Origin of the sequence: Lentzea xerophila (assembly GCF_051094245.1) — a bacterium.
Taxonomy (GTDB): Bacteria; Actinomycetota; Actinomycetes; order Mycobacteriales; family Pseudonocardiaceae; genus Lentzea; species Lentzea xerophila.
The window spans coordinates 5,164,707-5,183,187 of record NZ_CP194934.1 but is presented as its reverse complement, the minus strand read 5'-3'; the positions used below and the strand labels follow the sequence as shown (position 1 = coordinate 5,183,187).

Annotated in this window: 25 protein-coding genes; 12 read left to right on the top strand and 13 right to left on the bottom strand. The window is 70.0% G+C overall.

Going from position 1 to position 18,481, the window contains the following annotated elements; genetic code table 11:
* Positions 1–12: 12 nt before the first annotated feature.
* From ACRSBM_RS24840 to ACRSBM_RS24810, 7 genes are read left to right on the top strand one after another with little or no spacing between them, the layout of a single operon-like run.
* Positions 13–189: an MbtH family protein gene (locus tag ACRSBM_RS24840; RefSeq protein ID WP_434446496.1), complete on the top strand. Its 177-nt coding sequence runs from the start codon at positions 13–15 to the stop codon at positions 187–189.
* Positions 186–413 carry an acyl carrier protein gene (locus ACRSBM_RS24835; protein ID WP_434446494.1) on the top strand — a complete coding sequence of 76 codons (228 nt, stop codon included), beginning with the start codon at positions 186–188 and terminating at the stop codon, positions 411–413. The genes ACRSBM_RS24840 and ACRSBM_RS24835 overlap by 4 nt, the downstream gene beginning before the upstream one ends.
* Positions 413–1,723, top strand: coding sequence for a hypothetical protein (locus tag ACRSBM_RS24830; protein WP_434446492.1), 1,311 nt, complete (start codon positions 413–415; stop codon positions 1,721–1,723). The genes ACRSBM_RS24835 and ACRSBM_RS24830 overlap by 1 nt, the downstream gene beginning before the upstream one ends.
* Entirely contained in the window at positions 1,720–2,736 is a 1,017-nt protein-coding gene (locus ACRSBM_RS24825; RefSeq protein ID WP_434446490.1) for a 3-oxoacyl-ACP synthase III family protein, read from the top strand. The genes ACRSBM_RS24830 and ACRSBM_RS24825 overlap by 4 nt, the downstream gene beginning before the upstream one ends.
* 11 nt (positions 2,737–2,747) lie before the next feature.
* A complete protein-coding gene (locus tag ACRSBM_RS24820; protein ID WP_434446489.1) occupies positions 2,748–4,601 on the top strand; it encodes an HAD-IIIC family phosphatase in 1,854 nt (617 codons plus the stop codon).
* Positions 4,594–4,839: an acyl carrier protein gene (locus tag ACRSBM_RS24815; RefSeq protein ID WP_434446487.1), complete on the top strand. Its 246-nt coding sequence runs from the start codon at positions 4,594–4,596 to the stop codon at positions 4,837–4,839. The genes ACRSBM_RS24820 and ACRSBM_RS24815 overlap by 8 nt, the downstream gene beginning before the upstream one ends.
* Complete coding sequence (locus tag ACRSBM_RS24810; protein ID WP_434446485.1) at positions 4,836–5,252, top strand: VOC family protein; 417 nt, start codon at positions 4,836–4,838, stop codon at positions 5,250–5,252. The genes ACRSBM_RS24815 and ACRSBM_RS24810 overlap by 4 nt, the downstream gene beginning before the upstream one ends.
* Here ACRSBM_RS24810 and map read toward each other — a convergent pair.
* Positions 5,234–6,058, bottom strand: coding sequence for a type I methionyl aminopeptidase (gene map, locus ACRSBM_RS24805; RefSeq protein ID WP_434446483.1), 825 nt, complete (start codon positions 6,056–6,058; stop codon positions 5,234–5,236). The two genes, ACRSBM_RS24810 and map, sit on opposite strands and share 19 nt — an antisense overlap.
* Before the next feature lie 124 nt (positions 6,059–6,182).
* Here map and ACRSBM_RS24800 point away from each other — a divergent pair, with 124 nt between their 5' ends.
* Together ACRSBM_RS24800 and ACRSBM_RS24795 are read left to right on the top strand one after the other, a co-directional pair.
* A complete protein-coding gene (locus ACRSBM_RS24800) occupies positions 6,183–6,737 on the top strand; it encodes an EF-hand domain-containing protein (RefSeq protein WP_434446481.1) in 555 nt (184 codons plus the stop codon).
* A gap of 90 nt (positions 6,738–6,827) precedes the next feature.
* Entirely contained in the window at positions 6,828–7,295 is a 468-nt protein-coding gene (locus tag ACRSBM_RS24795) for a cupin domain-containing protein (protein WP_434446479.1), read from the top strand.
* Positions 7,296–7,340: 45 nt separating this feature from the next.
* Here the strand turns inward: ACRSBM_RS24795 and ACRSBM_RS24790 are convergent, their stop codons facing one another.
* Together ACRSBM_RS24790 and ACRSBM_RS24785 are read right to left on the bottom strand one after the other, a co-directional pair.
* Positions 7,341–7,535 carry a ferredoxin gene (locus ACRSBM_RS24790; RefSeq protein WP_434446477.1) on the bottom strand — a complete coding sequence of 65 codons (195 nt, stop codon included), beginning with the start codon at positions 7,533–7,535 and terminating at the stop codon, positions 7,341–7,343.
* On the bottom strand, positions 7,532–8,746 hold the full coding sequence (locus ACRSBM_RS24785; protein ID WP_434446475.1) for a cytochrome P450: 1,215 nt from the start codon (positions 8,744–8,746) through the stop codon (positions 7,532–7,534). The genes ACRSBM_RS24790 and ACRSBM_RS24785 overlap by 4 nt, the downstream gene beginning before the upstream one ends.
* A gap of 74 nt (positions 8,747–8,820) precedes the next feature.
* Between ACRSBM_RS24785 and ACRSBM_RS24780 the strand changes: the two genes are divergently transcribed.
* Complete coding sequence (locus tag ACRSBM_RS24780; protein ID WP_434446473.1) at positions 8,821–9,459, top strand: TetR family transcriptional regulator; 639 nt, start codon at positions 8,821–8,823, stop codon at positions 9,457–9,459.
* On the opposite strand, the gene ACRSBM_RS24775 is transcribed toward ACRSBM_RS24780, so the two are convergent.
* Positions 9,456–9,773, bottom strand: coding sequence for a hypothetical protein (locus ACRSBM_RS24775; protein ID WP_434446472.1), 318 nt, complete (start codon positions 9,771–9,773; stop codon positions 9,456–9,458). The genes ACRSBM_RS24780 and ACRSBM_RS24775 overlap by 4 nt on opposite strands.
* A gap of 39 nt (positions 9,774–9,812) precedes the next feature.
* On the opposite strand from ACRSBM_RS24775, the gene ACRSBM_RS24770 reads away from it, so the two are divergent.
* On the top strand, positions 9,813–9,941 hold the full coding sequence (locus ACRSBM_RS24770; protein ID WP_434446470.1) for a hypothetical protein: 129 nt from the start codon (positions 9,813–9,815) through the stop codon (positions 9,939–9,941).
* On the opposite strand, the gene ACRSBM_RS24765 is transcribed toward ACRSBM_RS24770, so the two are convergent.
* Genes ACRSBM_RS24765 through ACRSBM_RS24735 form a run of 7 tightly spaced genes read right to left on the bottom strand, consistent with a single transcriptional unit; the run spans position 9,931 to position 16,233 of the window.
* A complete protein-coding gene (locus tag ACRSBM_RS24765; protein WP_434446469.1) occupies positions 9,931–10,383 on the bottom strand; it encodes an SRPBCC family protein in 453 nt (150 codons plus the stop codon). The genes ACRSBM_RS24770 and ACRSBM_RS24765 overlap by 11 nt on opposite strands.
* Positions 10,380–11,159, bottom strand: coding sequence for an SDR family oxidoreductase (locus tag ACRSBM_RS24760; RefSeq protein ID WP_434446467.1), 780 nt, complete (start codon positions 11,157–11,159; stop codon positions 10,380–10,382). Before ACRSBM_RS24760 ends, ACRSBM_RS24765 begins: the two co-directional genes overlap by 4 nt.
* Positions 11,159–12,307, bottom strand: a complete 1,149-nt coding sequence (locus tag ACRSBM_RS24755; RefSeq protein ID WP_434446465.1) for a sulfotransferase family protein — start codon at positions 12,305–12,307, stop codon at positions 11,159–11,161. The genes ACRSBM_RS24760 and ACRSBM_RS24755 overlap by 1 nt, the downstream gene beginning before the upstream one ends.
* Positions 12,304–13,359, bottom strand: coding sequence for a DUF1214 domain-containing protein (locus ACRSBM_RS24750; protein ID WP_434446464.1), 1,056 nt, complete (start codon positions 13,357–13,359; stop codon positions 12,304–12,306). The genes ACRSBM_RS24755 and ACRSBM_RS24750 overlap by 4 nt, the downstream gene beginning before the upstream one ends.
* A 59-nt stretch (positions 13,360–13,418) precedes the next feature.
* Positions 13,419–15,194: an adenylyl-sulfate kinase gene (cysC, locus tag ACRSBM_RS24745; RefSeq protein ID WP_434446463.1), complete on the bottom strand. Its 1,776-nt coding sequence runs from the start codon at positions 15,192–15,194 to the stop codon at positions 13,419–13,421.
* On the bottom strand, positions 15,194–16,081 hold the full coding sequence (gene cysD / locus ACRSBM_RS24740; protein WP_434446462.1) for a sulfate adenylyltransferase subunit CysD: 888 nt from the start codon (positions 16,079–16,081) through the stop codon (positions 15,194–15,196). Before cysD ends, cysC begins: the two co-directional genes overlap by 1 nt.
* Positions 16,078–16,233 carry a hypothetical protein gene (locus ACRSBM_RS24735; RefSeq protein ID WP_434446461.1) on the bottom strand — a complete coding sequence of 52 codons (156 nt, stop codon included), beginning with the start codon at positions 16,231–16,233 and terminating at the stop codon, positions 16,078–16,080. Before ACRSBM_RS24735 ends, cysD begins: the two co-directional genes overlap by 4 nt.
* A 73-nt stretch (positions 16,234–16,306) precedes the next feature.
* On the opposite strand from ACRSBM_RS24735, the gene ACRSBM_RS24730 reads away from it, so the two are divergent.
* The gene (locus ACRSBM_RS24730; protein ID WP_434446460.1) at positions 16,307–16,921 is read left to right on the top strand and encodes a TetR/AcrR family transcriptional regulator; all 615 of its coding nucleotides are present in this window, start codon (positions 16,307–16,309) and stop codon (positions 16,919–16,921) included.
* On the opposite strand, the gene ACRSBM_RS24725 is transcribed toward ACRSBM_RS24730, so the two are convergent.
* Positions 16,908–17,441, bottom strand: coding sequence for a cysteine dioxygenase (locus ACRSBM_RS24725; RefSeq protein WP_434446459.1), 534 nt, complete (start codon positions 17,439–17,441; stop codon positions 16,908–16,910). The genes ACRSBM_RS24730 and ACRSBM_RS24725 overlap by 14 nt on opposite strands.
* A gap of 29 nt (positions 17,442–17,470) precedes the next feature.
* Entirely contained in the window at positions 17,471–18,469 is a 999-nt protein-coding gene (locus ACRSBM_RS24720; protein ID WP_434446458.1) for a YeiH family protein, read from the bottom strand.
* Positions 18,470–18,481 lie beyond the last annotated feature (12 nt).

Sequence of the window (18,481 nt, the reverse complement as noted above, 5' to 3'; positions counted from 1 at the left end):
GGGGAGAACTTCATGACTCACCGGGTTGTCATCAACGACGAGGAGCAGTACGCGCTCTGGCCCGTGCACAAGGACAACGCGCCAGGCTGGCGCGACGCGGGCGTCAGTGGCACGAAGGACGAGTGCCTCGCACACATCGGTCGCGTGTGGACGGACATGCGCCCGCTCAGCCTGAGAGGACGGACATGACCTTCACCGATGTGGTGGCCGGCGCCCTGGACGTCGACCCGGCGCACGTCACCGACGAGGCCGGCCAGGACACGCTGTCGAGCTGGACCAGCATGCGCCACATCCAGCTGATCGTGACGCTGGAGGAGGCCTACGGGCTGTCGTTCGACTACGAGGAGATCGCCGGCGCGCGGACCGTCCGGGACGTCCGCCAGGTGCTGCGGGCCAAGGGGGTCGAGGTCTGATGGACACGCGCATCCGCTGGCAGGAGATCGGGAAGACCGACGTGCGCCCGCTGGTCCGCGTGGGACTGCTGGCGAGCTACACCATCGATCCGGTGGTGCCGTACCTCGGCGTGGCGCTGCACGACGCCGGGCTGCCGGTCTCCTTCAGCACCGGGCCGTTCAACCAGATCGTCCAGCAGTGCCTGGACGACACGTCGGCGATGGCGGTCGCGAGGCCGGACGTGCTCGTGGTGGCTCCCCGGTTCGAGGAGCTGGGTGACGAGCTGCGGACGGCGGTCGACGCCGCGATGTCGGCGGCACGGCGCTGGAAGTCGTTCCTGGTCGTGGTACTGCCCGCGGTACCGGAGGAACGCGCGTTCGGTCATCTCGACGACGGACGGGCCGCGGGGACGGCCGCCGGAGCCCACGAGGCGCGGGAGGCGATCCGCGCGGAGCTCGCGGTCCGGCCGGACGCCTGGGTGGTCGACGCCGAACAGGCGATCCGCGCGGTCGGCACGGGCAAGGCCCACCACGCCGCCATGTTCACGTTCGCCAAGATCCCATACACCGAGGCCGTCTTCGCCGAGCTGGGCGCTCAGCTGGCCGGTGTGCTGCGGGCGGTGCACGGCGTGACGCCCAGGGTCGTCGTGGTGGACCGGACCTCCGCCGCCGAGCTCGGCGAGCCGCTGAGGTGCCTGCGCGAGTCCGGAGCCCGGCTGGTGCTGCGGGACGGACAGGAGCAGGTCTCCGAGCTGGCGGCACGGGCGGGTGTGCCGGCCGAGGCCGCGGTGTTGTTGCGACTGGGCGCCAAGCCCGGTGCCTGGCCGGACGAGCTCCTCCGGTCCGGGCTGCTCGACCGCCTGCCGCCCCCGGAGGCCGCCCCGCGACGGGGTCAGCGCGTCGAACAGAAGACGGTGTCGCTCGCCGACTTCGTGGCCGGGCTCAACGTCGAGGTCGACATCGCACCGGTCGGCCCCGACACGGCGGCCAAGGTCGTCGAGGTCGTGTCCAGGGCCAAGGACTTCACCCTGGGCACCGAGGTGCTCGACCTGTCCGAGGACCGTGAGGTGTTCGCGGTCCGGGTGCGCGACAAGTTCGGCGCCTACGGCGTCGCCGGAGCGGTCGGTGTCCGGCGCGAAGGCGCCAAGCGGGTGGTGGACGTGTTCTCGCTGTCCTGCGTCGTGCTCGGCAAGGGCGTCGAGGACATCGTGCTCGCGCGGCTGCTGGCCGAGCAGGGAGACGTCGTCTTCCGGCACCGCCGCACCGCGCACAACCAGATCACCGCCGGCTTCCTCGCGGACGCCGGAGTAACCATCGAGGAGATCCCATGACCGTCCACTTCGGAATCGTGTCGCTCGGGCACGTGCTCGGCGACCCGGTGGACGTGGCGTCGGCCGCGGCCGGCTACACCAGCGACGTCGACCGCGTGCTGGGCTGGGGCTACAAGACGTTCCACCGCGCCAAGGACGGGGTCGGCCTGACCGACCTCGCCGCCGAGGCCGGGGCCAAGGCGCTGAGCAACGCGGGCGTGCAGCCGCACGAGGTCGACCTGGTCGTGCTGGCCATGTCCGACCTGTCCGAGCACCTGTACTGGGACGCGGCCGGCGCCACCCAGGCCAAGATCGGCGCGCACAGCTCGGAGAACGTGCTGCTGACCCAGGCGTGCGGCGGGGGAGTGGCGGCGTTCGACCTCGTCGCCGGCAAGTTCGCCACGCACCCGGACTACTCGACGGCGCTGATCATCGGCGCCAACCGGGTCTGCGAACCGTACTGGAACCGGATGGAGATCAACACCAGCATCTTCTCCGACGGCGCGGCGGCGGCCGTGGTCAAGCGCGACCATCCCCGCGCCAGGTGGCTCAACACCGAGATCATCAGCGACGGCCGGTACGCCGACTTCATGATGATGGACGTCGGCGCCGCCGCCCGCCCGTTCACCGGGCAGCAGGACGTGGGCGTGAAGAGCCCGCAGAAGCGGCTGGAGGAGTTCTTCGCGGGCGACATCCGCAAGATGTTCGAGTTCGTCTCGACCATCCGCACCAACAACCACGAGGTCGTGCGCCGCGCCTGCGAGCGCGCCGGCATCACGCCCGGCGACCTGCGCAAGCTCCTGCACCTGCACGACAGCACGCCGGCGATGACGTTGCTCGCCAAGGACCTCGGCCACGGTCCTGAGTGGACGAACACCGAGGTGGCCCAGGACTACGGCCACGTCGGATGCGCCGACCAGCTGATGTCGCTCGAGCACTACCTCACGACGGAGGAGCTCGCCGAGGGCGACGTCGTGGCACTGACCAGCACGGCCAGCGGCATGCACTGGCTGTGCACGCTGCTGGCGATCTGAGGGGGGAGAACGTGGAGACGAAAGAGGTTCTGGCGCGGATCCGCCGGTTGACCAAGCCCGGCGCCGCCGCCGACCCGGCACTGCTGGACGACCTGCGGCAGCTGGAGGACATCCCGGCGATGCTCGAAGCCGGACGACTGCTGGCCAGGGTACCGGCGGAGCTGCTCGGGAAGCTCAAGCCGCTCAAGATCGCGATCACGGGCACGTTCACCGCGTCCGGCGTGGCGCCGCTGCTGCGGGTCGCGTTGCTGGGCAAGGGGATCGCACCACAGATCCACGTGTCCGGCTTCGACCAGCTGGCCGCCGACCTGAGCAGCCCGGAGTCACCGCTGGCCGAGTTCGCGCCGCAGGTGACGCTCTGCCTGCTGCACGACGACTGGTTCGTCCCGGATGAGTGGGACGACGTGGAGGCCTTCGACAACGCCGTGCGCGGCCGCTGGTCGATGTTCGACAACCTGGTCGGCGGGTTCACCGAACGGTCCGGCAGCGCGGTTCTCGTGCACACCGTGCCGTTGTCGCCGGTCGAGCTGCGCGGTGTCGTCGCGTTCGACGGCAGGGCCGCGCTGGGCCGCGCGTGGCGTGACCTGAACAGCGACCTGCTCGGCATGGCCCTGCGCCGCGATCACGTGCACGCGCTGGACCTGGAGGCCTACCTGGTCGACGCGCCGGCCCGGCTGCGCGACGAGCGGCTCTACCGGTTCGCCAGCGCGGCCTGGACGCCCGAGGTCGAACGGGTCTACGCCATCGAGGCCGCGAACTTCTGCCGCGCGTTCCTGGGCCTGGCCAAGAAGGTCCTCGTGCTGGACCTGGACAACACGCTGTGGGGTGGCGTGGTCGGCGACGACGGCCCGAGCGGCATCCAGATCGGCCCGCTGTACCCCGGCAACGCGTTCCGCGAGATGCAGCGCCGCGCGGTCCAGCTGCGCAAGCAGGGCGTGGTACTGGCGCTGGCCAGCAAGAACGAGGCCACGATCGTCGACGAGGTCCTGAACGGCCACCCGGACCTGGTGATCCGGCCGGCCGACATCGCCGCCCGTGCCGTCGACTGGCAGCCCAAGGACCACAACATCCGCGGGCTCGCGGCGCAGCTCAACCTCGGCCTGGACAGCTTCGTCTTCGCCGACGACAGCACGTTCGAGACCCAGCTCGTCCGCGGCTCGATCCCCGAGGTCACCGTCGTGCACCTCGACGGCGACCCGGCCGACCACGTGACGGCGTTGCAGCGCGGCGGCTCCTTCGACGTGCTGACGACGACCGCGACCGATCGCGAGCGCACCCAGCTCTACAAGGCCCGCGCGGAACGCACCGAGTTCGCCGGCTCGTTCAGCTCGGTGCAGGACTACCTGCGCAGCCTGGAGATCACCGTGTCGGTGCGCGAAGCCGACGAGTTCAGCCTGCCCCGGCTCGTCCAGCTCGGTCAGCGCACCAACCAGTTCAACATGATCGGCACCTCCCACCCCGAGGCACGCACCAGGGAGATGGCCGCGTCCGGCGACCACGTCGTGCTGGTCTTCGAGGTGGCGGACCGGTTCGGCGCGGAGGGGATCGTCGGCGGCGTCTGGGTGTCGAAGCACGACGACCACTGGCTCGTCGAGAACTTCGTCATGAGCTGCCGCGTCTTCACCCGCGGCGTCGAGCACACCGTCGTCCAGCACATCGCGGACCGCGCGGCGGCCGCGGGCGCTCTCCGCCTCGAAGCCGACTTCGCCGCCACCGACCGCAACAAGGCGGCCGCCGCGTTCTACCCGGACGCAGGCTTCGAGCAGCTCTCCGAAACCCGCTTCACCCTGCCGCTGCAGCCGCGGCCGCAGATCGGTCCTGAGTGGACCACCCTCGTCGTGGAAAGGGAGCCGGCCGATGTCTGAGGTTTTCGTCGAGGTCGTGGATCTGGTGGGTCAGGTGACGGACCTGCCGGCCGAGGACATCTCGGCCGACGCGCGGTTCGACACGCTCGGCAACTGGACGAGCTACGACGCGCTGCGCCTGCTCACCGGCATCGAGCAGAAGTTCGCGGTGCGCCTCGACCTGCAGGAGTACTTCGCCATCAAGGACGTCGGCGGCCTCGTCGCCGCCGTGTCGACAGCACAGGAGAAGTCGGGATGATCCTGCGCATCGACCACGTAGGCGTGGTCACGAACGACATGGAGGCGGCCGCGGCCGGCCTGGGTCTGCTGGACCTGAAGCGCACGTACGCCGACGACGTCGACGTGTACGGCGTGGCGACCTCGTTCTGGCAGTGCCCCGGCGACACGACCTCGATCGAGCTGGTCGCGCCGGTGCGTCCCGACGCCGCCGTGCACGGGCACCTCCAGCGCCTGGGTCCCGGGCTGAACCACGTGGCGTTCGAGGTCGACGACATCGACGCCGACCTGCGGGCGTTGCAGGACCGGGGCGCGATCCTCGTCGACGAGGAGCCCTGCCAGGGTGGACGGCCCGGGCTGCGGGTGGCGTTCGCCCACCTCGGGCCGTCGACGGGGCTGCTGGTGGAGCTCGTGGACTACGGCAGCCGCGGCTGAGCGGACTCGGAGGTCTCAGGCCCGGCCTGAGGCCTCTCGCTCCTGCGGCGGGTGAGCACCAGCGGCCCGTCCTCGGTGATCGCGACGGTGTGCTCGGAGTGGGCCGTGCGCGAGCCGTCGGCCGACCGCAGCGTCCAGCCGTCCTCGTCGTAGATGATCCTGTCGGTCGTGGCGGCGAGCCACGGCTCGATCGCGACGGTCAGGCCGGGCTTGAGCTTCATGCCGTGCCGGCGGCGGCCGTTGTTCGAGATGTGCGGCGACTCGTGCATGGTGCGGCCGATGCCGTGGCCGCCGAACTCCAGGTTCGGCGTGTAACCGCGCTCGGCGCAGACCTCGCCGATCGCCGCGGAGATGTCGCCGATGCGGTTGCCCACCTGCGCCGCCTCGATCGCGGCCGCCAGCGCCACCTCGGTGGTGCGGATGAGGTGCAGGTCCTCCTCACGCGGCGTGCCGACGACGATCGTCATCGCCGAGTCGGCCGCCCAGCCGTCGATGATGACGGCGATGTCCATGGTCAGCACGTCGCCGTCCTGCAGGTCGTAGCTCTTCGGCAGGCCGTGCAGCACCGCGTCGTTGACCGCCAGGCAGGTGACGTTGCGGAACGGGCCGCGGCCGAACGACGGCGAGTAGTCCCAGTAGCAGGACTCGGCGCCGCGCTCCTTGAGCATCTGGCGCGCGTGGTGTTCCAGGTCGAGCAGGTTCACGCCCACCGCGGCCCTGGAGGAGAGCTCGTCGAGCACCTCTCCGATGAACTGGCCGGTGACGTGCATGCGGGCGATCTCGGCGGGCGACTTCAGCTCGATCAACGTTGTTCCTCCATCAGCGGGTGGCGGTATAACTATACCGCCTTCGCGGAGACGGCTGAACAACACCACCCAGGAGGGGGACGGGCGTTGCGCTCGGGAGGCCGCGTCACCACAGTGCCTGGTCATGAAGCAGGTGCTGCAGCACAGGATCGACTCGACCTTCGCCCACTACGACGTCAACCGCAACGGCGTCATCGAGCTCGCGGACATCTACGCGCTGGCCAACCGGCTGCTGCAGGCGTTCGGCGAACCCGCCTCCTCGGAACGCGGCCGGGACCTCGTCGAGGCCTACGACCGGTTCTGGGAGATGCTCGTCGAGCACTGCGACGGCGACCGTGACGGCCGGATCGGACCCAGGGAATACCGTGACGCCATGATCGAGGCGTTCGTCGAGGGCGGGCCGATCAACATGGACTTCCTCGAGATCGTGCAGTCGCTGCTGGACCTCATGGACACCAACGGCGACGGACGCGTCGACGCGGCCGAGTTCGGGGTCCTGCTGAAGGCGCGCGGGCTGTCGCAGGAGGACTGCGGGACGGCGTTCACGCACCTCGACACCGACGGCGACGGCGCCATCAGCGTGCAGGAGTACGTCGCGGCCGTGCGGGACTACTACACGAACCCGGCCGAGGACACGCCCGGCAGCTGGCTGTACCCGAAGGCGTTGCAACGCATCTGAACGGGCCGCTGATGAAGGAGAAGCTGTCACATCCGCGTGGGCATTCCGGTCTACTCGTCGAGGAATCGACGAGTGAAGGATGATGAACACATGTCCTACCCCGAGAAGGTCTACTTCGGAGAAGGCGGCGAGGTCAACGCCAGCTTCCGCCCGGCGAGCACCCCGCCGGACACCGGCCGCGAAGGCGACGGCATCCACTACCTCGCGACCACCGACGTCACGCGGGGCGAGTTCGGGCTGTACCGGGTGATGATGAAGCCCAAGGCGGGCGGACCCAGCACGCACTTCCACCGGACGATCTCCGAGTCGTTCTTCATCCTCAACGGCACTGTGCGCCTCTACAACGGCGACAAGTGGATCGACGCGGAGCAGGGCGACTTCCTGCACGTTCCGCAGGGCGGGCTGCACGCGTTCCGCAACGACTCCGACGCACCGGCCGAGATGTTGCTGCTCTTCACGCCGGGCGCGCCGCGGGAGGAGTACTTCGAGAAGCTGGGCCAGGTCGCGAAGGCCGACCTCGAGGCGTTCCGCGACAAGCACGACTCGTACTTCGTCTGACCGGACGGTGCCGGACCGGGAAGTTCCGGTCCGGCACCGCGGGGGTCAGTCCTCGACCGTGATCGCCGAAGCCGGGCACACCGCCGCCGCGTGCCGGACGTCGGCCAGGCGCTCGGCGGGCGGGGTGGCGTTCAGCAGGTCCACCAGGCCGTCGTCGTCGCGCTGGTCGAACACGTCGTCGGCGGCCAGCACGCACTGGCCGGCACCGACGCACTTCCCCTGGTCCACCACGACCTTCACACCGACCTCCAGGTGACGGGCAGCTCCGACACGCCACCGGTGAGGGTGGCCCGGACGTGCAGCTGGTCGAGCTCCTTGGCGAGCCGCATGTCCGGCAGGCGGCGCGCCAGCGCGGCGAACACCACGCGCAGCTCGGTGCGGGCGAGCGAGGCGCCGATGCAGAAGTGCGCGCCGTGGCCGAACCCGAGATGTGTCCTTTCCGGGCGGTCAGGGTCGAACTTCTCGGCGTCGCCGTAGACGTCCGCGTCGCGGTTGGCGGCGTTGATCGAGAGCACCACCGCGTCGCCGGCGAGGATCGTCACCCCGGCGATGTCGACGTCCTCGCGGGCGTAGCGCAGCAGGCCGAGGTCGCCGGGTGCGCCCAGGCGCATGATTTCCTCGACCACGGCGTCGACGCGGCCGTCCGGGTCGGCGACGAGCTCGTCCCAGCGCGACCGGTCGGTGAGCAGGAAGAGCACGCCCAGGCCGATGCGGTTGACGGTGGTCTCGTGACCCGCGAAGAGCAGGCCGACGCACAGCCGGACCATCTCCGCGTAGTCGAACGACGGGTCCTCGCTCTGCGCGCGGACGAGGTCGGAGATCACGTCCTCGCCGAGCGCGCCGCGCTTGTTCTCGACGAGTCCGACCATGTAGCGGAAGAACTCCTCGCGTGCCTTGTGCGCCTCCTCGCCGATCTCGGTGCCGGCCATGCGTTCGGACAGCGACGCGAACTTCTCGTTGTCCTCCTCCGGCACGCCGAGCAGGCGGCAGATCATGGCCACCGGCAACGGGAAGGCGAGCCCGCGGTGCAGGTCCACCTCGCCGGTGCTCTCGTGCTCGGCGACCAGCCGGTCGAGGTAGCCGTCGACCAGCTCCTCCATGTTCTCGCCCAGCATCCGCATCCGCTTGGCGGAGAACGCCGGTGTCAGCAGGCGGCGCATCCGGGCGTGGTCGGCCTCCTCGGTCGCGTAGTCGCCGGTCGGGCCGTCCTGCACGGCGGCGGTCGAGATGCGGGACGCGCGGTCCGGGTCCGGGTGGGAGCGCCCGAACCGCTTGTCGCCCAGCAGGAGGCGGACCTCCTCGTGCCGGGTGACGAGCCAGGCGGGATCACCGGCCGGTGTGGTGACCGGCGCGATCGGTGCTTCCCGGCGGAGCACCTCGTAGAGCGGGGCGAGGTCGAGGATGTTCGGCCTGGCGAACGGCAGTCGAAGGCGTTCGGTGGCAGTGCTCATGACTTCGACCGTAGCGTTTATTGGCACTCTCTGCCACTAAGTGGATCGGATGAGTGACATGCTTAGATCGGCCGATGACGGACGTTGCGACAGAAAAACCGCGCCGGGGCCGGCCGCCGGTGAGCGACGAACAACGTCAGCGTCAGCGCCTGGACATCTCGCGGCACGCGGTGCGCCTGTTCGCCGACCAGGGCGTGGCCGGCACGTCGGGCGAGCAGATCGCCCAGGCCGCCGGTGTCTCCGAACGGACGTTCTGGCGCTACTTCCCGCACAAGGAGAGTTGCGTCGAGCCGCTGCTCACCATGATGGTCGACGCCTTCTGCACGGTGCTGCACACCTGGCCGGCCGACCTCGAGCTGATCGACCACCTGCGCGAGGCCTACACCCCGCTGCTCGAGTCGGCCACCGACGAGGACATCGAGGCGATCCTCGCCGTCGTGCGGCTGACGCACGGCGAACGCGCGTTGCGCGCCGCCTACCTGATGCTGCGCGAACGGGCGGAGGACGCGCTGGCGGAGGTGCTGGCGGAACGCCTGGGCCGCTCGCCGGAGGGGATCGACGTCCGGGTGCAGGCCGCCGCCATGAGTGCCGTGCTGAAGGTGGCCACCGACGACGTCGCCAGGGCCGCGGCGGGCGGTGTCACCACGGGGACCATGGAAGGGCACCGGGAGCAGATCGCCGCCGCGCTGCGCGGCCTCTCGCAGGTGCTCTAGCCGAGTTGCAGGTTCGACAGCGCCCACACGAACACCACGATCAGCGCGATGACGACGCCCACGCCGATCACGCCTGCCAGCAGCAGTCCCGATCCGGCCGACCGCCAGGGGGCCGGCGCGGCCATCTTCACCACAGCACCGGCGACGGCGGAGCCGAGCGCGATCCAGACGAACGAGTAGGCGTACTCGCCGCCCTGCCAGCCGAACGACTCCAGCGCGTCGTTGCGGAAGGCGACGACGGTGAGCACGAGCAGGATGGTGGTCGCGGCGAAGCCGATTGTCGCAGCGGCCCGGCCACGTTCGATTTCGGTCACACGTCGAGGGTGCCGGGCGCGGCCGGCGTGGGCATCGGTATGACTACTCATCTCGCGGCCGGCGGCGCGGTGGGGTTCTGTGCCGGGGAGGCCCTGAGCCCGGACGTGGTCGTGCTCCGGGAGGTGTGCCCGGGCACGGCCGCGATCGACGAGTTGCTCACGCTCTGAGCAGCGAGGCGACCCGGTCGCGCAGCGCGTGGGCGACGGAATCGAAGCCCTGCTTCACATATGCGCCTTGTGCGGCGAAGACGGCGTCCGCGTACTTGCCCGTGAACGTCTCGAACGTGCGGTAGCCGCACCGATGCGGTCCGAGCGGCGTGATCAGCTGGTCGCGCACCCCGAGCAGGCCGGGGAACGTGTCTCCGGTGTCGTAGCGCAACAACCGGGGTGGCTCGACGACGCGGACGAACTCGCGACTGACGAACGTGCCCTCGCCGCCGTCCGGGCGTGGCAACGTGAGGTCGATCGGCGAGCCGACCGCCAGCGTGGTGGACACCGCGAGCGTGTAAGGATTCCACTGTGGATAGTGCGGGTAGTCGAGCAGGACGTCCCACACGAACGCGGCGGGCGCCTCGATCTCGACGGCGACCGACTCGATGACGTGGCTCATGCCGGCATGTACTCCCCGCCGTTGACGTCCAGGACCGCGCCGGTCACCTCGGAAGCGTGCCGGGACAACAGGAACAGCACCGCGCCGGCACAGGCCTCGTCGGCCGGGATGCGGCCCAGCGGGTTGCGGGCGGCGATCTCGTCGTAGACGTCCTGCTCGGAGATCCCGCGCGCGTCGGCGGTGAGCTTGAGGTAGAAGCGCACGCCAGGACCGTCCAGCCAGCCCATGACGGCCTGGTTCGCGCGGATGCCATGCTCGCCGAGCTCCAGCGCGAGGAACTGGGTCGCGGTCGCCATCGCGGCCTTCGCCACCGCGTACCCCGCCTCGCCGCGCATCGGCTTGCGGGTCGTCATCGTGCCGATGTTGACGATCGACCCGCGCCCGGCGGCCTTCATGTGCGGCACCACTTCGCGCGTCACGTTCAGCGCGCCGTACAGGATGATGTCCATCGACCGGCGCATCGCCTTCTCCGGCGTCGCCAGCAGGTCGAAGAAGCCGGGGTGCCCGAACGCCGAGTTAACCAGGCCGGTGATCGTGCCGAACCGGTCGACGGCGGTGGCGACCAGCCGTGCCACCTCCTCGGGCCGGCGCACGTCGCACTGCACGCCGACGGCCTCGCCACCCGCGGCGAGAACGTCCTTCTCCACCTGCTTCATCACGTCGGCGGAACGGGCGGCCATCACCACCCTCGCACCCTCCGCGGCGGCGCGGACGGCGAGCTTCGAGCCCAGGCCGGGGCCGACGCCGGTGATCACCACGACCTCGTCTTGCAGCATCACAGGTAGACCTCCGAGTAGAAGGCGAAGTCGCGCTGCAGCTGGTCCTCGGACAGCCCGAAGTCCGGTGGCGCGTAGGAGTGCGAGCCGTGCCGTTCCGCGCGGTTCCGCTCCAGGTAGGCCTCGAAGGCCGCGTCGTCGGCGGGGCCGGGCGGCAGGCCCAGCGCGTCGAGGACCTGGCGGGCGACGTCGAGCGGTGTGCCGACGGTGTCGCCGAACCGCACGTCCACGAACCGGTCCGGGCGTCGCGCGCGGGAGGAAGCGAAGTCCCGCAACGTGCGTACGAACCGGCCGGACCAGTACTGTCCAACCCGGACCGGATCGACGTTCTCGCTGTACTGCGAGGACATCGCGCGTACCATCGAGGCGTACGACGGCACGGCGTTGACCGGTGAGCGGTGCGTCATCACGATCTTGCAGGAGGAGAACTCGTCCAGCACCGTGTCGACCGCGGTGAGGTGATGTGGTGACTTGAGCACCCAGGGGAGTTCACGCCCAGGGTTCTGCCACTGCAACACCTGCAGCCACTCGCGCAGCTCACGGTAGGCCGGGCGCTGGTCGGCGGACCGCAGCCAGTCGCCGTACGACGGCACCCAGTAGAACGAGTCGAAGCTCATCGACACGAACGTCCGGTCGAGCAGGATCACGTCCTCCTCCGGCCCGTCCCACACCACGGTGTGCAGGTCGCCGAAGTCGGGGGAGAGCTGCGCGAACACCCGCATGCGTTCCTGGGCGCGGCGTTTGCGCAGCTCCGCCTCCGGACCCTCGCCGGGGAACGGCAGCGGGTAGGCCACTTCCCACGACAGCGTGGACGTGACCTGCGGCGACGCGGCCAGCAGCCGGTGCAGCAACGTCGAACCGGTGCGCGGCAGGCCGCAGATCTCGGCGGCCACCCGCACCTCGACGTCGAGCACCTCCGGGTTCGAACGCTGCAACGCGCGCAACCGCAACCGGTCCGCCAGCAACGCCGTCAGCCGGTGCCTGGTCAGCTCGAAACCCAGCGGTGACAACGCGGCCTCGGTGTTGAGGCTGCGCACGAGCACATCCAGCGGCTCGCGGAACCAGTCGTCGCCGAAGTCCGGCAACCCGGTCTTGGCGCACGCCGCGTCCAGGAGTTCCGGCACGTTCAGCGCGGTAGTGACCGTCATCGAACCCCCTCCAGTGGCACCACGCGGCACTTCGGGATCGGGTGGGCGGAGGCGCCGAGCCAGCGCAGCAACGCCGTGCCGGAGCTGTGCCCGCAGGTGTCGATCCAGTTGCCCGCACCGGGATCCTCGGCCGCCACCACGATCATCAGCCGGCCGTCCGTCAACGACGCCGTGTGCTTGTTGACGGTGATCCTGTGCCGGTGGTCGAGCGACTCCATCCACCAGTTGCCCAGCTGGAAGTTCCAGTACGGGCAGTCCGGCACGTCGGTCTCGATCACCCACGCCTCACCGGGTCGCAGCGTCCAGTAGCCGTGCAGGTAGAAGATCTCCGGATCGCCGCCCGCCCGCTGGAACATCTCCTGGCCGAAGTCGGGCAGTTCGTTGGGGCGCTGCATGAACATCCGGGTCCACTGCGCGAACGTGGCCGCCGTGCCGTGCACGGACAAGGCCGCCCGCTGCAGCGCCTTCGCCAGGAACTCCGGTGTCAGGGCAGCGGGTTCGGCCGGGCCGCCGACCTGCTCGACGCGCCACGTGCCGGGCACCTCGGCCGTCCGGTCGAGATAGGTCTGGCGCACCACGAGACCGGTGGAGTCGGGAGCGAGCGGAAGCCAGTTCCCGCCCTGCGGTTCGGCGCTCGCGATGATCTCCACCGTACCGTCCGGCGCGATGGTCAGGTCGGCGTCGGACAGCTCACCGGTCGACGCCATCGTGCCGTCCTTGGCGTACCGGTTGGCCTTCGATCCGATGCTGAAGTACGAGATGGTGCCGCGGGTCCCGGTGATCCGGTAGGTCCTGTCGCCGCGGATGGTCGCGGACAGGTAGACGTTGTCGGGGTTGTCGGCGCCGATCTTGACCAGGTCGAGCTCGTGGAAGCGCGGGAAGTCGGGATCGGCGTTGTCCAGGCAGGAGTAGAGCATCTCGCGGGTCAGCCGGGCGAGATACCGGTAGCCCTCCGCACGGTCCAGCGGGGTGTCCGGCGCTGGGTCGGAGAGGACCACCTCGCCGGCCTTCTCCAACGCCCGGCAGAACTGCGACCACGCCTGGTCCGGCACGGGAGGCCTCCCAAATCTAGAACGTGTTCTAGCTGAAGCTACACGATTCTGGACAACGTTCAACAGACGCCGAGCGCGCGCAGCCTGGCCAGCACGACCTCGGCCGCCGCCTGGGGGCTCAATGCCGTCGTGTCGAGCCGGACCTCGGGCTCCCGAGGTGGTTCGTAGGGCGAGTCGATGCCGGTGAAGTTGGCCAGCTCACCCCGCCTCGCCTTGCGGTAGAGGCCTTTCGGGTCGCGTTGCTCGGCGACCTCCAGTGGCGTGTCGACGAACACCTCGCAGAACTCGTTCTCGCCGACGAGGTCACGGGCCAGCGCCCGCTCGGCCCGGAACGGCGAGATGAACGAGACCAGCACGATCAGGCCCGCGTCGACCATCAGCGCGGCGACCTCGGCGATGCGCCGGATGTTCTCGACCCGGTCGGCGTCGGTGAACCCGAGGTCGGAGTTGAGCCCGTGCCGGACGTTGTCGCCGTCCAGCAGGAACGTGTGCCGTCCCTCGGCGTGCAGCGCCTTCTCGACCAGGTCGGCGATCGTGGACTTGCCCGCGCCGGACAGCCCGGTCAGCCACACCACGCACGGCCGGTGCCCGTTGCGGGCGATCCGCGCCTGCTTGTCGACGGTGAGCGCCTGCCACCGTACATGCGTCGGGCTCAGCGCGAAGTCGATCATCCCGGCACCGACGGTGGCGTTGGACAGCCGGTCGAGCACCACGAACGAGCCGAGATCGCGGTTGGTGCGATAGCCCTCGAACGGCACGGGCGCGTCGAAGTGGACGTTGTCGACGCCGATCTCGTTGAGCCGCAACGCCTTGGTCGCGGTGAACCCGACCGTGCGCGCGCCGATCTTGGCCAGGTACTGCCTGCCGGGCAGCAAGCCGTCCTCGTGCAGCCAGACCAGCTTCGCCTGGAACGAGTCGGCGACGCTCGGTGGATCCGCCGCGGCGCCCAGGACGTCGCCACGGCTCGCGTCCACGTCGTCGGCCGGCACCACGGTCACCGACGCGCCGGTCGGCGCCTCGGCCAGGTCGCCGTCCATCGTGACGATCCGCGCGACCGTGGTGGTCCGGTTGCCGAGCCGGACCGTCTCGTCTCGTCGCAAGGTCCCGCCCAGCACGCGCCCGGACAGCCCCCGGAACGTCGAGTCCGGCCGGTTGACCCACTGCACGAGGAAACGAGAGGGACCGTCGCGTCTCGGGTCAGGTCGCACGGCTTCCAGCCACTGCAGCAGGGTCGGCCCGCCGTACCAGGGCGTCAGCTCACTGCGCCCCACCACGTTGACCCCCTCGGTCGCCGACATCGGCACGCAGGTGATCTCGTCGAAGTCCAGCCCGGCCGCGAACTCCGCGAACGAGGAGACGACCGCGTCGAACGATTCGCGCGAGTAGTCCAGGAGATCGAGCTTGTTCACCGCCAGCGCGATGTGCCGGATGCCCAGCAACGACACGATGCGCGCGTGCCGGCGGGTCTGGCTGAGCACGCCCTTGCGCGCGTCGAGCAGGAGCACGGCGGCGTCGGCGGTGGACGCGCCCGTGACCATGTTGCGGGTGTACTGCTCGTGTCCCGGCGTGTCCGCGACGATGAACCGCCGCGCCTCGGTGGCGAAGAACCGGTAGGCGACGTCGATCGTGATGCCCTGCTCGCGCTCGGCTGCCAGCCCGTCCACCAGCAGTGCGAAGTCCAGCTCGCCACCACGCGTGCCGATCCTCCTCGAATCGGCTTCCAGCGCCGCGAGATGGTCGGCGTACAGCAGCTTCGACTCGTACAGCAGCCGCCCGATCAGCGTGCTCTTGCCGTCGTCGACGCTGCCGCAGGTGATGAACCGCAGAAGCTCCATCAGAAGTACCCCTCCTGCTTCTTGCGCTCCATCGACCCGCCGCGGTCGTGGTCGATCACCCGGCCCTGCCGCTCGGACGTCGTCGCGGTCCGCATCTCCTCGACGATCTCCGCGACCGTGCGCGCCTCGCTGCGCACCGCGCCGGTCAGCGGGTAGCAGCCCAGCGTCCGGAACCGGACCAGCTCGTGGCGCGGCTGTTCGGTCAACGGCATCCGGTCGTCGTCCACCATGATCAGCGCGCCGTCGCGGTCGACCACGGGCCGCAGCGCCGCGAAGTACAGCGGCACCACGGGAATCCGCTCGCGTTCGACGTAGCGCCACACGTCGAGCTCGGTCCAGTTCGACAGCGGGAACACCCGGATGCTCTCGCCGGGCGCGACCCGCGTGTTGTAGAGGCGCCACAGTTCTGGCCGCTGGTTCTTCGGATCCCACCGGTGCTGCGCGGTGCGGAACGAGAACACCCTTTCCTTGGCGCGCGAGGCTTCCTCGTCCCTGCGCGCGCCGCCGAACGCCACGTCGAACCGGTGCTCGTCGAGCGCCTGCCGCAGCCCCTGGGTCTTCCACAGGTCGGTGTGCCGGGCGGAGCCGTGGTCGAACGGGTTGATGCCCTGGGCCACGCAGTCCGGGTTGCGGTGCACGATCAGCTCGAGGCCGAGCCCGGCGGCGGTCGCGTCCCGGAACGCGATCATCTCCCGGAACTTCCACGTGGTGTCGACGTGCAGCAACGGGAACGGCGGCTTCGACGGGTAGAAGGCCTTGCGTGCCAGGTGGAGCAGCACCGAGCTGTCCTTGCCGATCGAGTACAGCAGGACCGGGCGCTCGCTCTCCGCGACGGCCTCCCGGAAGATGTCGATGCTGTCGGCCTCCAACTGGTCGAGGTGGTTCACGCGCGCACCTCCGCGAGCTCCGGGCGGCAGATCCACGGATCGGGCCGGTGCGAGGAGTGTGGCGCCGGCACACCACCGATCGCCGGACGCACCCTGTCCGGCAACCGGCCCGTGGCCGGCCGTCCTGCCCACTCGCCGTCCGCCTCCGCCATGCACCCGAGGGTAGCGGGCATTCCGAACAACGTTCAATATGCTTTTGAACGTTGTTCAAAGTAGGCTGCATGGGTGAGCACCGAGCAAACGGCGTGGGGCGACGCGGAGGGCAGGCGGCGAGACATCCTGTCGTCCGCCGAGCTGATCCTCGAAGAACAGGGCTACGCGGGCCTGACCATGCGCGCGATCGCGGTGGGCGCGGGCGTCAGTTCCGGCACCGTGTACCAGTACTTCTCCGGCAAGGAGGACGTCTTCGCGGCGTTGCTGGAACGGCGCCTGGACGAGCTGCAGCGCACGCTCGCGACCGTCGACCGGAACCTCGGGATCGCTGGCGTGCTCATGGAGATCGAGCCCCAGGTCACCGAGTTGTGGCGGCGGTTCGGGCGGTCCGCCGCGCAGTGGGAGGCGAAGGTGCTCTCCGGTGGCCGGCGGGGCAAGGAGGTCGCCGGGTCCGCGCAGGACTACCGCAAGACGCTCAAGGCGCTCGCGAAGGCCTTGCGGGAGACCGCGGCGGCCTCCGGTCAGACGCTGATCGACGATCCCGCGCTGCCGCACTGGGTCTGGGACTCGCTGATCGGCCTGGCGGACGACCTGCTGCTGCAGGGCGCGCGCAGCAACCGGGTCAAGCCGGCTCAGCTGGTCGAGTTCGCGGCCGGTGCGATCGAACGCGGCATCATCGCCCCATGACCGGCAGGTCGTAACGCCGCCGGACGCTGCTGCCCAGCACACGGATGTCCGCGCCGTACACGTGGATCGAGATCGCCACCGAGCTGCAGTTGTTGCGCACCTTGTGGATGTCGCCGGGCGGCACGAGGTAGGACGCCACGCCCTCCGGGGTCCGGTTGACGCGCAACGGGACCAGGTGATCACCACGCAGCCGGTAGGTGGTCTCTTCCTCGACGCCGACGTACGTGCCGACGACGCACCACGAGACGTGGTCGTGGATGCAGGTCTCCTGACCCGGCAACCAGACCAGCGCGACGACGGAGAAGCTGCCGTCCGGTTCGACGTGCAGGACGTGCTGGCGGTAGGCGTTCGGGTCCGGTTCGCGTTGGGCGTCGCTGAGCAGGAACGGGTCTGTGAGGTGACCGGCGAGCGCGCGGGTCACCCGCTGGGCCACGGAGTCGTCGTCACCGCCGGCGAGCACGGCGGAGCGGAGGTCGTCCACGAGGACTGTGGCCGTGGGCGAGAGGAGGCTGTGCGTCATGAGCGGGTCCTCCTTGCAACGTTGGGGGATCAGCTGATCAGCACGGTGCCGGTCAGCACGAGAACGATGATCAGGACGGTGGAGAGCAGGCCCAGCAGCAGCACGGCCGGGCCGGAGCGGATCAGGGAACGCAGGCGCACCGCGGTGCCCAGCGCGAACATGCCCGCCGCCAGCAGCACGTTGTCCACGAACGTGGCCGCCGACAGCACGGCGTCGGGCAGCAGGCCGGTCGCCCGCACCGCCGCCATGGCGAGGAAGCCGACCACGAACAACGGCACGATCGGCGGACGCTGCCCGGACGCCGGGTACTTGAGGCGTTCGGCGAAGCTCACGGCGGCGAGCATCGGCGCGAGCAGCACGACCCGCGTCAGCTTGACCGCGACCGCGATGGCCAAAGCGCCGGTGACAGGCCCGGCGGCCGCGACGACCTGGGCGACCTCGTGCACGCTGCCGCCCGCCCACACCCCGTACTGCGCGGGTGTGAGGCCGGTGAACGGGTGGAGCGCGGGCAGAGCGAACATCGCGACGGTGCCGAAGAGCGTGACCAGGCCGAGCGCCCTGGCCACGTCCTGCTCGTCCTGTTCCCGCACGCTGTTCATCGCGGCCACCGCCGAGGCACCGCAGATCGAGAACCCGGTCGCGATCAGCAACGACAGCCCCTCGCTCACCCCGAGCACCCGGCCGAGCCAGCGCGTCACCACGAACGTGACCACCACGGCGACGACCGCGAGCGCCAGGATCTCGTAGCCGAGCTTGAGGACGTCGTGGAAGACCAGCTTCAACCCGAGCAGCACGACGCCGAGACGCAGCAGGCGGCGTCCGGCGAACTTGATGCCCGGAGCGACCGACGGCGGGAGCGTCACGACGTTGGCCACGACGGCGCCCAGGAGCACCGCGACGGTCAGTGCGCTGATCGAGGGTTGCAGCCAGGAGACGACCATCGCGATCGTCACGCCACCCGCGACCACGGCGAGTCCCGGCAGCGCCGAGTCGGACGTGCGCGGCGGCGTGGCCCTGATCGTCCCCATGAAGCTAACGAT